Annotated in this window: 10 protein-coding genes; all 10 read left to right on the top strand. The window is 46.6% G+C overall.

Going from position 1 to position 13,294, the window contains the following annotated elements; translation table 11 throughout:
- Positions 1-95: 95 nt before the first annotated feature.
- The 10 genes from O3640_RS04385 (at position 96) to O3640_RS04340 (ending at position 13,219) form a co-directional block, all read left to right on the top strand.
- Complete coding sequence (locus O3640_RS04385; protein WP_045634971.1) at positions 96-1,274, top strand: galactokinase; 1,179 nt, start codon at positions 96-98, stop codon at positions 1,272-1,274.
- A gap of 219 nt (positions 1,275-1,493) precedes the next feature.
- The gene (gene galT, locus O3640_RS04380) at positions 1,494-2,975 is read left to right on the top strand and encodes a UDP-glucose--hexose-1-phosphate uridylyltransferase (protein ID WP_125367014.1); all 1,482 of its coding nucleotides are present in this window, start codon (positions 1,494-1,496) and stop codon (positions 2,973-2,975) included.
- A gap of 45 nt (positions 2,976-3,020) precedes the next feature.
- Positions 3,021-4,022, top strand: a complete 1,002-nt coding sequence (galE, locus tag O3640_RS04375; protein WP_268723189.1) for a UDP-glucose 4-epimerase GalE — start codon at positions 3,021-3,023, stop codon at positions 4,020-4,022.
- A 185-nt stretch (positions 4,023-4,207) separates the two neighbouring features.
- Positions 4,208-4,798: a CDP-archaeol synthase gene (locus O3640_RS04370; protein WP_125367016.1), complete on the top strand. Its 591-nt coding sequence runs from the start codon at positions 4,208-4,210 to the stop codon at positions 4,796-4,798.
- Positions 4,799-4,812: 14 nt separating this feature from the next.
- On the top strand, positions 4,813-7,308 hold the full coding sequence (locus tag O3640_RS04365) for a PEP/pyruvate-binding domain-containing protein (RefSeq protein WP_125367017.1): 2,496 nt from the start codon (positions 4,813-4,815) through the stop codon (positions 7,306-7,308).
- A complete protein-coding gene (locus O3640_RS04360; RefSeq protein ID WP_125367018.1) occupies positions 7,295-7,927 on the top strand; it encodes a phosphatidylcholine/phosphatidylserine synthase in 633 nt (210 codons plus the stop codon). The genes O3640_RS04365 and O3640_RS04360 overlap by 14 nt, the downstream gene beginning before the upstream one ends.
- Entirely contained in the window at positions 7,920-8,792 is an 873-nt protein-coding gene (locus O3640_RS04355; RefSeq protein WP_125367019.1) for a phosphatidylserine decarboxylase, read from the top strand. The genes O3640_RS04360 and O3640_RS04355 overlap by 8 nt, the downstream gene beginning before the upstream one ends.
- Positions 8,777-9,676 carry a UbiA family prenyltransferase gene (locus O3640_RS04350; protein WP_060970740.1) on the top strand — a complete coding sequence of 300 codons (900 nt, stop codon included), beginning with the start codon at positions 8,777-8,779 and terminating at the stop codon, positions 9,674-9,676. Before O3640_RS04355 ends, O3640_RS04350 begins: the two co-directional genes overlap by 16 nt.
- Positions 9,676-12,153 (top strand): phosphoenolpyruvate synthase, encoded by a 2,478-nt coding sequence (locus O3640_RS04345; protein WP_125375803.1) that lies wholly within the window; start codon positions 9,676-9,678, stop codon positions 12,151-12,153. Before O3640_RS04350 ends, O3640_RS04345 begins: the two co-directional genes overlap by 1 nt.
- Positions 12,146-13,219 (top strand): hypothetical protein, encoded by a 1,074-nt coding sequence (locus O3640_RS04340; protein ID WP_371586758.1) that lies wholly within the window; start codon positions 12,146-12,148, stop codon positions 13,217-13,219. Before O3640_RS04345 ends, O3640_RS04340 begins: the two co-directional genes overlap by 8 nt.
- The last annotated feature ends 75 nt before the right edge of the window (positions 13,220-13,294 follow it).

Genomic DNA, 13,294 nt, shown 5'->3' with positions numbered 1-13,294 from the left:
ACTTTAGTAAAAAGGATTGACTTTGGCAAAAACCTTGGATACAATAGAAGAAAACGATTACAATATCGGGCATTTATTTTAAAGGAGTATAGCTTATGTCAAAAAGACTTTCAGCGGAGCAAGTCCGCGCAGATTTTGCCAAGGTTTTTGGAGTAGAAGCAGACCAAACCTTCTTTTCACCCGGTCGGATCAATCTGATTGGTGAGCATACGGACTATAATGGCGGCCATGTCTTTCCTGCAGCAATTTCCCTAGGAACTTATGGAGCGGCTCGCAAGCGGGATGACCAGCTCTTGCAATTCTTCTCAGGGAACTTTGAAGAAAAAGGGATTATTGAAGTGCCACTTGAAAACCTTCACTTTGAACCTGAGCATAACTGGACCAACTATCCAAAAGGAGTTCTCCATTTTCTACAGGAGGCGGGTCATATGATTGACCGAGGCATGGATGTCTATGTTTATGGAAATATTCCCAACGGATCTGGCTTATCTTCATCTGCGTCACTTGAGCTCCTAACGGGTATCATTGCTGAGAAACTTTTTGATTTGCAGTTGGAACGTTTGGATCTAGTGAAAATCGGTAAATTAACTGAGAATGAATTTATCGGGGTTAATTCTGGTATTATGGATCAGTTTGCGATCGGAATGGGAGCAGACCAACGGGCTATTTATCTTGATACCAATACACTTGAGTATGACTTGGTTCCGCTTGATCTCCAGGACAATGTCGTAGTGATTATGAATACCAACAAGCGTCGGGAATTGGCGGATTCTAAGTACAATGAGCGTCGGGCGGAGTGTGAAAAAGCCGTTGAAGAGCTTAATCGCAAGCTGTCTATTGCTACCTTGGGTGAATTAAATGAGTGGTCCTTTGACGAGTATAGCTATCTGATAGAAGATGAAAATCGTCTCAAACGGGCTCGTCATGCTGTTTTAGAAAATCAACGTACTTTGCAAGCACGGGCAGCTTTGCAGGCAGGCGATCTTGACAAGTTTGGCCGTCTCATGAATGCTTCCCATGTTTCATTGGAGCATGACTATGAAGTGACTGGTCTAGAGCTTGACACCTTGGTTCACACGGCTTGGGAGCAAGAAGGTGTTCTGGGAGCTCGTATGACCGGAGCTGGCTTTGGTGGCTGCGCCATTGCTTTAGTTGCTAAGGATGCGGTGGACACTTTCAAAGAAAATGTCGGTCGCAAGTATCAAGAAGTTGTCGGCTATGCCCCTAGCTTTTACATTGCTGAAGTAGCTGGCGGAAGCCGAGTGCTGGACTAATTCACAGGAAAGAAAGTTGAGTCTGGGACAAAAATCCTAGTCTTTCAATTGTCTTTGGATTGTTGAGCAAGACGCAGTGGTTGAGTGGGTTCTATTACGCTGATTTCATCAGCTTTTACAGCCCTACTCAACTGTGCGGAGGTGGGACGACGAAATCGAATTCTAACGAATTACTGATTTCTGTTCCACTCTCTTTACTAGCAAGAGAAAGGAAGAACTATGTCCAAGAAGTTACTAGATGTTTTTGTGTCAGCAGTGATTGACAATAGCACTTTTGAAGAAATGGATACCACCTATCTGAGCAATCGTGTCATGGCCCTGGTTGGAGAGAAAGTAGCAGAGCAGGAGACCGAGGCTGAGCAGCTAATTGACCTGAAGGATGACTTGGTAGCTGTGGCTGTCAAGAATGGGAAAATTGGTGATACCCTAGCTGAGCAGGATATACTGGGAGCTGAGCTCATGGACTTGATTACACCTGCCCCTAGCCAGCTCAATCGGGACTTCTGGACGACTTATGCCTCCAATCCCGAGCAAGCTGTGGCTGATTTTTACCAGCTTAGTCAAAAGAACGATTATATCAAGGTAAAGGCTATTGCTAAAAACATTACTTTCAAAGCACCGACCGCTTATGGAGATTTGGAAATCACCATCAATCTATCTAAGCCAGAAAAGGATCCCAAGGAGATTGCGGCAGCTAAAAAGGCTAAGAATAGCCATTATCCAGCTTGCCAGCTTTGCATGGAAAATGAAGGCTACCAGGGTCGCTTGGATCACCCAGCCCGCGCCAACCATCGGATTATTCGATTTGACTTAGCTAGACAGGAGTGGGGCTTTCAGTATTCGCCCTATGCCTATTTTAATGAGCATTGCATCTTTCTGCACAGCCAGCACCTTCCAATGGCTATCAGCCGACTAACCTTTGAGCGCCTGCTGGACATCGTTGAGACCTTTCCAGGCTATTTTGCAGGCTCCAACGCCGACCTGCCTATTGTCGGTGGCTCCATCCTGACCCACGACCACTATCAGGGCGGACGTCATACTTTCCCTATGGAAATAGCAGAGCTGGATTGCAGCTTTACTTTTAGCGGATTTGAAGAGGTGGAAGCAGGTATTGTAAAGTGGCCTATGTCCGTTATTCGGCTGAAATCTGAGAAGAAGGAACAGTTGATTGAGTTGGCTGACAAGATCTTGCAAGCTTGGCGGACTTATTCTGACCCAAGTGTGCAGGTGTTGGCAGAGTCTGAGTGTGAGCCGCACCATACCATCACACCGATTGCCCGCAGGAAAGATGGATCTTTTGAACTAGACTTGGTCTTGCGGGACAATCAAACTTCCCCAGAACATCCAGACGGCATTTATCATCCTCATGCAGATGTGCAGCATATTAAGAAAGAAAATATCGGCCTGATTGAGGTGATGGGGCTGGCTATTCTGCCACCTCGTCTCAAGGAAGAACTCAAACAGGTGGAACTTTTCTTACTGGGAGAAGACTGTCAGGTTGCTGCCTATCATCAGGAGTGGGCCAATCAACTCAAAGACCTGAATCCAGATGTTACCGCTGAGACGGTGGAAAATGTGGTTCAGGCTTCAGTAGGGCAAATTTTCAGCCGTGTGTTGGAAGATGCGGGGGTTTATAAGCGAACAGAGGAAGGGCAGGAAGCTTTCATGCGCTTCGTCCAATCCGTCGGCATTAAGCCTTAGGAAATGTGTTATAATGAATCTAGCGTAACAGGGAAAGGAAGTTTTATGGCAATTTTAGTATTAGGTGGTGCTGGCTATATCGGCTCGCACATGGTTGACCGTTTGATAACAGCAGGTAAGGAAGAAGTAGTCGTTGTTGATAATTTGGTGACTGGCCACCGGGCAGCCGTCCATCCGCAAGCAGTCTTTTATGAGGGGGATTTGGCAGATAAAGATTTTATGCGTAGCGTTTTTGCCAAACATCCATCCATCGATGCAGTCATTCACTTTGCTGCCTTTTCACTGGTCGCTGAGTCTATGGTAGATCCACTCAAGTATTTTGACAATAACACAGCCGGCATGGTTTCCCTTTTAGAGGTCATGCAGGAATGCGGCGTTAAAAACATTGTCTTTTCTTCGACTGCTGCGACTTATGGCATTCCTGAGGAAATTCCGATACTGGAAACAACTCCGCAAAAGCCGATCAATCCTTATGGTGAGAGCAAGCTTATGATGGAGACCATTATGCGTTGGGCAGACAGGGCCTATGGCATCAATTTTGTAGCCCTGCGTTATTTCAATGTGGCCGGTGCCAAACCAGACGGCTCGATTGGCGAGGACCACGGACCTGAAACTCATCTCCTGCCCATTGTACTTCAGGTGGCTCAGGGCAAACGCGATAAGATTGCTGTTTTTGGCGATGATTACGATACTCCGGACGGGACCAATGTACGCGATTATGTCCATCCTTTCGACTTGGCTGACGCCCATATTTTGGCTGTTGATTACCTACGTGCAGGTCAACAATCAGATGCTTTTAACCTTGGCTCTTCGACTGGTTTTTCCAACCTGCAGATTGTAGAAGCAGCACGCAAGGTGACAGGACATCCGATTCTCTTGGAAATAGCAGAGCGGCGCCCAGGGGATCCAGATACATTGATTGCTTCCTCTGAAAAAGCAAGAAAAGTTCTAGGCTGGCAGCCGAAATTTGATAATATCGAAACCATCATCGAAACCGCTTGGAAATGGGATTCCAGTCATCCAAATGGCTATGATGATAGAGTTTAATAGTCCCTAAAGTAAACCAGTAGGATCTACTGGTTTTTTGTTTAAATCAAATCTTAAACTAGAAGAAATTAGAAGGCCACTTCACAGTTTGCCCTACTGAAGGCCTGTAATTTTTATGGTATAATGGGTTCATTATAATTTGAAGAGTTCTGGTTGACTCTTATTAAAAAGAATAGGAAATAAGTATGCATTCGATTCTTGCCTTATATATCACCCTGATGCCGGTCATTCTGGCTGGGATTCTAAATATGATCTTTTGCAAGTCTTCACTGCTAGAGGCGGCATACCGACCCATGGATGCTGGGCTGATTTTAAAGGATGGGAAGAGGCTTTTTGGGGCTAACAAGACTTGGAAAGGTTTCTTTGGCATGATTGTCTGGGGAGCCTTGGCTCAGATCCTTTGGGGTTTGCTCTTAAAGAGTATTCCTATCCTAGAGAAGCTGCACTTGGTCTATGCCTTCTACGAAAATACGGTGCTGTTTAATCTGGTGCTTGGGGCTCTTTTGGGGCTGGCCTATGTTTTGTTTGAACTGCCTAATAGTTTCATCAAGCGCCGTTTGGAAATCAGAGAGGGCAAGACGGCGGAAAATGGCTGGAAATGGACCTTTATCTGGATAGATCAGATTGATTCCTTGATTGGCTGTATTATTTTCTTACTTTTCTATATCCCTCTGTCTTGGCAGCAGATGCTGGGCATTCTCATCCTAGGGGCAGGCACGCATCTGGGGGTTAATCGTCTGCTCTACTGGGCTAAGCTTAGAAAAAATCGTATGTGAGATGGGAGTATTTGATGAAAGAACTATGGCTGGAAAAAGAGCCTTCGGCCGTCTATGGCGGTAAAATCAATCAATTAATCAACCTCTGTCAGCTGGGGCTTTCGGTTCCTAAGGGTTTGATTTTGCCTGCGGACCAAGTAATGGCTTGGCTAAGAGCAGCTCTGCCAGAATACTCAAAACAGGGACTTCAAGAGCTCATCAAACTGGGCAAAGAGGGAATTGCGGAGCGTTTGCAGCAGTATCCCTTGGATCCAGCTTGGAAGCGAGAGTTAGTAGCCTTTTGTCAGGAAAATCAAGCTTATATCGTTCGCAGCAGTGCCCTTTTAGAAGACGGACAGAACATGTCATTTGCTGGCCAGTATGACTCGATTGGCAATTGCCAGACACTGTCAGAAATTGAGCAGGGCATTCGTTCTTGTCTGCTTTCTCTCTTTAATCCAGAAGCCTTGGCCTACTGGCAGCGCCAGGGCCTGCCAGAGCAGGATTTTGCCATGGCAGTGCTGATTCAGGAGCAGATAGAGCCTGACTTTAGCGGTGTCTGTTTTTCCCTAGATGTGGCGACTAATCAGGACCAGAGCATGCTTTTGGAGTATGTGAAAGGCTCGGCTGAGAGCTTGGTTAGCGGTCAAGTTAATCCTGAGCAGTTGACTCTTCCTTGGTACAAGCCGGACTGGATCCAGTTTGAAGAGTTTGAAATTCCTCTGGCAGTCTTGCAGAAGCTGCACGAGCAAGTTTTGCAGATTGTGGCGTATTTTGGTCGGCCGATGGATATTGAGTGGTGTGCTGTCCAAGAGCAAGTCTATCTGCTGCAGGCTCGACCCATTACAACTGTACCAACTAAAATCGACAGTGGCCGCTGGACGACGGCTAATTTTCGGGACGGTGGCGTCGCGGCCCAGCCCTGTCCAAATCTGATGTGGAGCCTTTACCGCCATTCTTGGCAAGAGGCCCTTTCTAGCTTTTTGCTGGCAATTGGCCTAGAGCCTGAAGGTGTGATGCCGCCGCTGATGCGCCTGCATTATGCTCGGCCTTTCTGGAACTTAGGAGTGGTCAAGCAAGGTATGGAGCAGATTCCAGGCTATATTGAGCGAGACTTTGATGATGAGCTGGGAGTCAATAAAGACTACCAAGGTCAAGGTTTTACCAGCAAATTAAGTCCAGCCTTGCTCTTAAATTTCCTGCGGGTAGCTTTGAAAACGCAAAAAGTAACTAAGACTTTTCTGCATCAGGCGCCAGACAAGCTGCAAGAGCTGCGCCAGCAATTTAACCGCCTGAATCAAGAAATACGAGAACTGAATGACCAAAGCGCGCTGCAGCAGGTCGAAAGTCTTTGGAAGTTAGTGCTAAATCAGGCTTATTTAGACAGTGAGGGAACTTATTTCTGGCAGGCCTACATCAATACGGTCCAGCTGTCTATGAAAAAGACCAGTCTCCTTAAATGGCTGACGATTGATGAATTTTTCCAACTGATAGCTAAGTTAGGAAATGTTTCGCATACCAAGCCTTTGGCTCGGATGCTGGAAGCTGCGGATCTTATTTTGGCAGAGGAGAAGTTGATAGACGACTGGTTGAAGCTATCAGTGGAAGAGTTGCAGGAACTGGCTGCACAATATCCTGAGCGAGCAGATTTCATCAAGATTCAGGATTTTCAAAGGGATTTTGGCTATCACTCGGCTCGGGAGCTGGACTTGCGAGTAGCGAGTTATGAAGAAGATGCTCATCAGGTTCTGACAGCGGTCCAGCAGTTGGTTGCTGATTCAGTTTACTACCAGGCGGCCAAAGCTTCGCTCAGTTCTGTCTCTGAGTCAGAGCTGGATCTTGCCCATCTATCTCGAGCCAAGCAGAAAAAGATAGAAAAAATCAGTCAAGACCTGCGGAACTTGCTCTGGTGGCGGGAGGAGTTCAAGGATATTTCCACGCGCTATTACCACCTCATTCGTCAGATTAGCCTTAAACTCGGCCGAGCCTATGAAAAGCAAGGCTTTCTAAAAAATGAACAAGATGTTTTTTACATTAAGAAAGAAAGTCTGACTGCCTTTATGGAAGGGCAAAAGACTGCTGACCAGCTCCAAGAAGAAGCGGCTGATAATCGGCATTATTGCCACGCCTATCGGAATTTTGAGCCAGTGGGTGATTTGACTGACAAAGAGATGAGCCTGGAAGAAGTGACCCATGAGAGTCAGGCTCTGCTGACGGGGATGCCAGCCAGTAGCGGTCAGGTAACTGGTCGGGTTCGAGTTCTCTTGGATTTGGCTGATATTGAGACGATTGAACCGGGAGAAATTCTTGTCACTCGCTATACAGATACGGGTTGGAGTTATGTTTTCGGTATTCTGGGCGGTCTTGTGACAGAGTATGGCGGGGTTCTCTGCCATGCCTCCATCGTCGCTCGGGAATGCGGGATTCCTGCTCTGGTCTGCGCCAAGAATGCAACTCAGCTGCTAGAAACTGGCATGATGGTAACTTTAGATGGAAGAAGAGGAGAAATAAGAATTCATGAAGAAGAATGAACCTTTGTTTATCGGTGAATACGACAAATCTGTTATCCTGACCTATATGGGTGCTGCTTTTGCACTGTTGGCAGTCTATGCCATCGTTCAGTCCCAGCTGCGTCTGGCCATGATGGCCTTTATCGTTAGCGGTATCTGTGACCTCTTTGACGGTGTGGTTGCGCGGCGGATGAAGCGGACTGAAAGTCAGAAGCGCTTCGGCATTGAGATTGATTCGCTCTGCGACATGATTAGTTTTGCGGCTCTTCCGGCTGTGCTCCTCATGACTCAGTTGCCCTTGGGAGTGGCCAATATCATCTTGGCTGTCCTCTATGTCTTGGCTGCGGTCACACGCTTGGCGCATTTTAACCGCTTGGCCAAGCATGATGAAGGATCTGGCTCTTATTTTATCGGCTTGCCCGTGACTTACAGCGCCCTATTTTTCCCTCTGACCTATCTGGTCTGTCAATGGCTGGCGCCTGGTTTCTTTGCCTGGGTGTGGCTTGGCTTGTCTCTTTTGTTGACCTTCCTATTTGTCTACAACTGCCGTATTCCCAAGCCAAATAAGCTGGCCTATCTAGTCTTTGCGATTCTAGCTATTGCAAGTCTGATTGGTTTGGGGGTTCTTCCGCATGGTTAAGGTCTATCAGAGAAGGACTGGCCAAGTAGTGGAACCGACAGAATACAAGTCTGGTCTATTAGACAAGCTTTATGGTACTGCCTGGGGTCGCTTCCTATTGCCAATCTTGACCCGACCTAGCCTGTCTTATCTTCTGACTTTGAAAGACTACACTGCTTTTTCTTGCAAGAAAATAGCAGCTTTTGTTGAAAATTATCAGCTGAATCTAGCTGACTATGAAGATGGCCCCTATCCTAGCTTTGCGGCTTTTTTCCAGCGGAAAATCAAGCCCGCTCTACGTCCGGTCTGTCCTGACAGTCAAGTACTTGCTGTGGCAGATGCCAAGCTGGAGGCTTTTACCATTAGTCAGGACTTGCAGCTGACGATAAAGGGTCAGACATACAGGCTAGCTGACTTACTGTTGGATGAAGAGTTAGCTCAGATGTTTAGTGGCGGAACAGCGCTGGTCTATCGCTTGGGAGTAGAAGACCTGCACCGCTATTTGGCGGCTGAATCCGGAAGCATTATCCGAAGACGAAAAATCAAAGGCCGCCTGCATACGGTCAGACAGGTTGCCCAGAAGCGGAGTCTGATTTACAAGGAAAATAAAAGAGAATACTGTCTTTTAGATACCGACCTAGGACCTGTCCTGCAGATGGAAGTAGGGGCTCTCTTGGTCGGAAGAATATACAATCACAGTCAGGACCATTTGGTTAGAGGACAGGAGAAGGGCTGCTTTGGTCTGGGTGGCTCAACCATTCTTGTCCTCTATCCAGCAGGCACGATTCGCTTGGATCAGGATATCCTGACTTACTCAGACCTCGGAATAGAAACCCAGATTCAAATGGGGGAAAAGATTGGAGAAAAGCTATGTTTAAACGATTAGCTGTTTATTATAAGGAAATGTTTCCTTTGCTGCCGCGCTTTTTTGTGGCTGCCATCATGTTTTTTGAGATTTATTTTGTCCTTCTTCTCAATGACGGAGTGACCACCTTTCACTTTGACCATCAGGAGTTGATTGGAATTTTTACGATTTTTGTCTTTCTGATGATTCTGCGGATTGCGGATGATTTCAAGGACTATGAGACCGACAGACGCCTCTTTCCTCATCGAGCTCTGCCATCTGGCCGGGTGAAAAAAAAGGACTTGGCTATTGCCCTCAGCTTTATCGTAGCAGTGTCTGTGATTCTCAATATCCTCTTTATGAACAATATTGGCTGGTTTCTATTTCTCTATATCTACGGAACCCTCATGTCCTTCTGGTTCTTCAAGCGTGACAAGATTCAAAATTCCCTGCCGTTGGCTCTAGTAACCCATAATCCGGTCATGATGATTTTGAATCTCTATACCATCTCTTTTGTCTGCTACAAGTACAATCTGCCTCTCTTGTCCCTGCCAACCGTCTTGCTGGCCTTTACTATGTATTTCCCAAGTCTGATCTGGGAAGTCTGTCGCAAGATTCGGGCACCAAAAGACGAGACCGAGTATGTGACCTATTCTATGCTTTTTGGCTACAAAAAAGCCACTCGTTTTATCGAGGTGGTGACTCTGCTGGATATCTTGACCAATTTCGCTCTCCTATGGAATATTTCCCATGTCGGAGTGGTAGTCTTGGTACTGAATGTCATCTGGATGACCGTTCAGTTTGAGCAGTTTATCAAGGATCCAACTCGCTTTAATATCCGGGAGCGGGTGGAGCGCTATACTTATATCACAGAGACGACCATGGTTCTGTCCGTTGCTGTTTATCTCTTGATGGGGGTACTTTAATGAAAAGAATCAAGCAGACAGGGCTTGACCAGGTCGGAGGCAAGGCCTATCATTTGCTGAAAATGCAGGCTGCTGGTTTGCCGGTTCCTGACTTTGCGGTGTTTGCTTTTGACTTTTTTCAAACATCTGCTAGCTCTGCTGACTTGGAGCAGATGGAAGCAACCTATCGGTCTGGAGAGTTGGACTTGTTCCAACTCAGTCAGCAACTGCAGGATTGGGCTAAAGAGCAGTTTGCGCAAGAAGATCTGACAGTAGCAGAAAACTGGATTCGGCAGGAGTTTTCTCGGAAAGACTGTCGCTTTGCAGTCCGCTCATCAGCAACCATTGAGGATGGGAAGGCTTCATCCTTTGCCGGTCAGTTTGAGAGCCGGCTCAATGTGAAGCCGGATGGACTTAAAGAAGCTATCCAAGCGACCTTGCTCTCTCTTTATCAGGAATCGGCTCTCACCTATCTATTTGAGCAAGGACTATCTTTGAAGCAGGCACAGATGATTTGTCTTGTTCAGATCATGCAGGAGGGAGATTTGTCTGGGATTTACTTCACAGCTAATCCCAAGGGCATTTTGAACGAGCATATTATTGTTATCGGTCGGGGCTTGGGCAATAAGGTTGTCGAGGATAAGATTCCTACAACAATGGTGACGCTTCATCCCAAGGACCAGCTCTTTTATACAGAGCAGACGGAGGATTCACCAGGCGTATCACTGGAACAACTCGAGGAGTTACAGGCCTTGGCGAGTCAGGTGAGTCAGCTTTTCGGACCTTATATGGATATGGAGTTTACCTTCGCAAATGGCCAGCTCTATCTCTTGCAGGCACGACCTATTACCACCTTGCCAGAGGGACAGAAGATTATTCTGGATAACAGCAATATTGTCGAGAGCTATCCAGGCGTTTCCAGTCCTCTGACTATTAGTTTTATCCAAGAGGCTTATGCCAGCATTTTCCGAAGTCTGGCTCAACGCTTGGTTGGCAAGAATGCCCCTGAATTGGCAGCTTATGAAGCCACATTTCAAAATATGCTGCAGCCAATTAATAGCAGAGTCTATTACCAGATTCAGAGTTGGTATCAGCTCTTGCAGCTTCTGCCTTTTTCTAAGAAAATCATTCCTATCTGGCAGGATATGCTGGGAGTGCGAGAGACAGAGGTACCTCAGATGCCGGTACACCTGTCTGCTTTCAAACGCCTGCAAATCATGCTCCGAATCATCCGAGAGTTTTGGACGGCTCCCAAGCAAATGCGACAATTGGAAGAGCAGTTTGCCCAGATTCAGCGTGAATACGAAACGAGCTTTTCTCCCGAAGCAGATGCGGAGACCTTGATTGCCTTGGTCAGTAAGCTAAAAGAGGATATTCTGGCTCACTGGGACATTACGCTGGTCAATGACCTCTATGCTTTTGTTTATACTGGTCTCCTGAAGAAGTCGAGTCGCAGCGGGGCTGTTCAGGCTGAGATTGCAGGAATTGAGCAGATTGAAAGTATGCGGCCAGCCTTGGCTCTGCAGGCTTTAACAGCTCAGCTGAAAGCAGAAGCAAACGAAGAGATTAGACAGGCCATGGCAAGTGAAAGTCCAGCAGTCTTTCTAAGTCGCCAGCACCCTTTGATCCAAGAAATAGTCCATTTTATCCATGAATTTGGTGATCGAGCTCCAGAAGAGTTGAAGTTAGAAACTCCAACCTTCCGAACGCACCCAGAGCGTCTACTCAAGCTCCTGCTGCAAATGTGCCAGCAAGAGGAGAAGAAGTTGGCCCCTCAGAAACTTGAAGAAGAGGAGCAAAAATCAGGCTGGTGGACGAATTTTCTTCGCAAGCGAGCCATGATCGGTGTTAAATATAGGGAAAGCTCCCGCTTAAACCGCACACGAATCTATGGCATGATGCGACAGATTTTCCGAACGCTTGGGCAGCAATTAGCCGAGCAAGGACTGCTGGCTACGCCTGACGATGTTTTTTACCTGACAAAGGAAGAATTGTTTGAGCTGACCAGAAAGCCCAGAGATGTTAGTGGCTTGATAGCCGAGCGTCGGGAGAAGTTGGAGGCCGACAAGGAACTGCCAACCTTTAGTCGCTATGTTTTTGCTGGACAGGTCTTTGAGAAATACCTGAAACCGCAAAACCGCACCAGCAGTCATAATACGGGCAATCAAGCCTTACAAGGGATTGGCTGCTCACCTGGCTGCGTCAAGGCTCAGGTTTTGGTCGTGGAAGATGTGCAGGAAATTGAGTCTGCTCAGGACCGAATTATCGTGACCAAGATGACCGATCCAGGCTGGGTCTATCTTCTGACCCAAGCCAAGGGTGTCATTGCCGAGCAGGGGTCTTTGCTCTCCCACACTGCTATTATTTCCCGCGAGTTGGGTATTCCTTCCATTGTCAATGTTAGAGGAGCTTGCAGTCTCTTGCAAAATGGCGACTGGATTGAGATGGATGGCCTTACTGGCAAGATTCGACTGATCAAGGAGGAAGGTTATGCTTGAAATTAAACCAGTCAAACCCAATACGGCTGAGCTGGCCGATTTTCTAGCCCTGCCCAAGCAGATTTACAAGCCGGACCACCTCATGCAGTCGGAAGAGGAAGAGCTTGCTTTGATTGAAGGCAATCACCCGCTGAGTTCCGATCTAGAAACCTATGCCTTTATTGGCTATGTGGACAGTCGGCCTTGTATTCGAGGGCTCCTGACCTTCTATCCAGATGATGAGGCTGCTTACTTGGGATTTTTCGAGTCAATCAATGATCAACAGATTGCATCTGCTTTTATCGACCATTTAGCGGGATTTGCCCGCAGACTCGGAGCGATTAAAATAATCGGTCCCGTACAGGCAAGTTTTTGGCTAGGCTATCGAATGCAACTGACTGGAACAGAGGATCTCCCTTTTACAGGGGAGCCTCATAATCCAGACTATTATCCCAAGCTGTGGAAGGTAGCTGGTTTTGAGATCAAGGAGCGCTATTTATCCAATTTTTATCCCAAGGTCAGCAATCAAACTCATCAGGATAAGCTGGCTCATCGCTTTGAGTCTTTTGAAGAAGCAGGTTTCACTATTTGCTCTCCAAAGAAGCAGGAGTGGGAAGAAGCTTCGCTGCAGGTTTTTGAGCTCCTCAATCGCCTCTATCAAGATTTTCCGATTTATCGGTCAATTTCTAGTCAGCAGTTCAGTCAGATTTTTCAAAAATACCAGTATATTCTTGATTTTTCTATGGTTAAGCTGGCCTATAAGGAGGGCAAGCTAGCTGGTTTTTTGATTGCCATGCCGGACTATGGCTCTCTGGTTTATCAAAAAATGACTCCTATTAACCTAGCCAAGTTTTTTTGGACCAAGCGTTTTCCCAAACGTTATACGATTATGTATCTAGGAGTAGATGAGCAATTCTTGGGGTTAGGTTCTGCCTTGGCCTATCCGATTTTTAAAGAAGCACAGAAGCGACAGGCTTCAGCTATCGGCGCCTTGATTCATCAAAAAACCGTCACGCGTCACTATGTGGCAGAATTGCAAGGGGACAAGCATGAGTACGGCCTCTTTGAGTTAAGATTGTATTCATAGTTACTAAAGCATATTTACAAAAGCAAATTTTCTGAGTGGAAATTTGCTTTTTATTTCAAAAGGTAAAAATGAATA

It is taken from the genome of Streptococcus sp. 27098_8_75 (assembly GCF_041432475.1).
Lineage (GTDB): Bacteria > Bacillota > Bacilli > Lactobacillales > Streptococcaceae > Streptococcus > Streptococcus gordonii.
The sequence above is the reverse complement of the archived record's forward strand: the minus strand, read 5'-3'. Positions and strand labels throughout refer to the sequence as shown.

Bases quoted from the DNA above. Each gene is read 5' to 3' on its own strand.
- O3640_RS04385 (WP_045634971.1), top strand. From the start codon at position 96: ATGTCAAAAAGACTTTCAGCGGAGCAAGTCCGCGCAGATTTTGCCAAG.
- galT (WP_125367014.1), top strand. From the start codon at position 1,494: ATGTCCAAGAAGTTACTAGATGTTTTTGTGTCAGCAGTGATTGACAAT.
- galE (WP_268723189.1), top strand. From the start codon at position 3,021: ATGGCAATTTTAGTATTAGGTGGTGCTGGCTATATCGGCTCGCACATG.
- O3640_RS04370 (WP_125367016.1), top strand. From the start codon at position 4,208: ATGCATTCGATTCTTGCCTTATATATCACCCTGATGCCGGTCATTCTG.
- O3640_RS04365 (WP_125367017.1), top strand. From the start codon at position 4,813: ATGAAAGAACTATGGCTGGAAAAAGAGCCTTCGGCCGTCTATGGCGGT.
- O3640_RS04360 (WP_125367018.1), top strand. From the start codon at position 7,295: ATGAAGAAGAATGAACCTTTGTTTATCGGTGAATACGACAAATCTGTT.
- O3640_RS04355 (WP_125367019.1), top strand. From the start codon at position 7,920: ATGGTTAAGGTCTATCAGAGAAGGACTGGCCAAGTAGTGGAACCGACA.
- O3640_RS04350 (WP_060970740.1), top strand. From the start codon at position 8,777: ATGTTTAAACGATTAGCTGTTTATTATAAGGAAATGTTTCCTTTGCTG.
- O3640_RS04345 (WP_125375803.1), top strand. From the start codon at position 9,676: ATGAAAAGAATCAAGCAGACAGGGCTTGACCAGGTCGGAGGCAAGGCC.
- O3640_RS04340 (WP_371586758.1), top strand. From the start codon at position 12,146: ATGCTTGAAATTAAACCAGTCAAACCCAATACGGCTGAGCTGGCCGAT.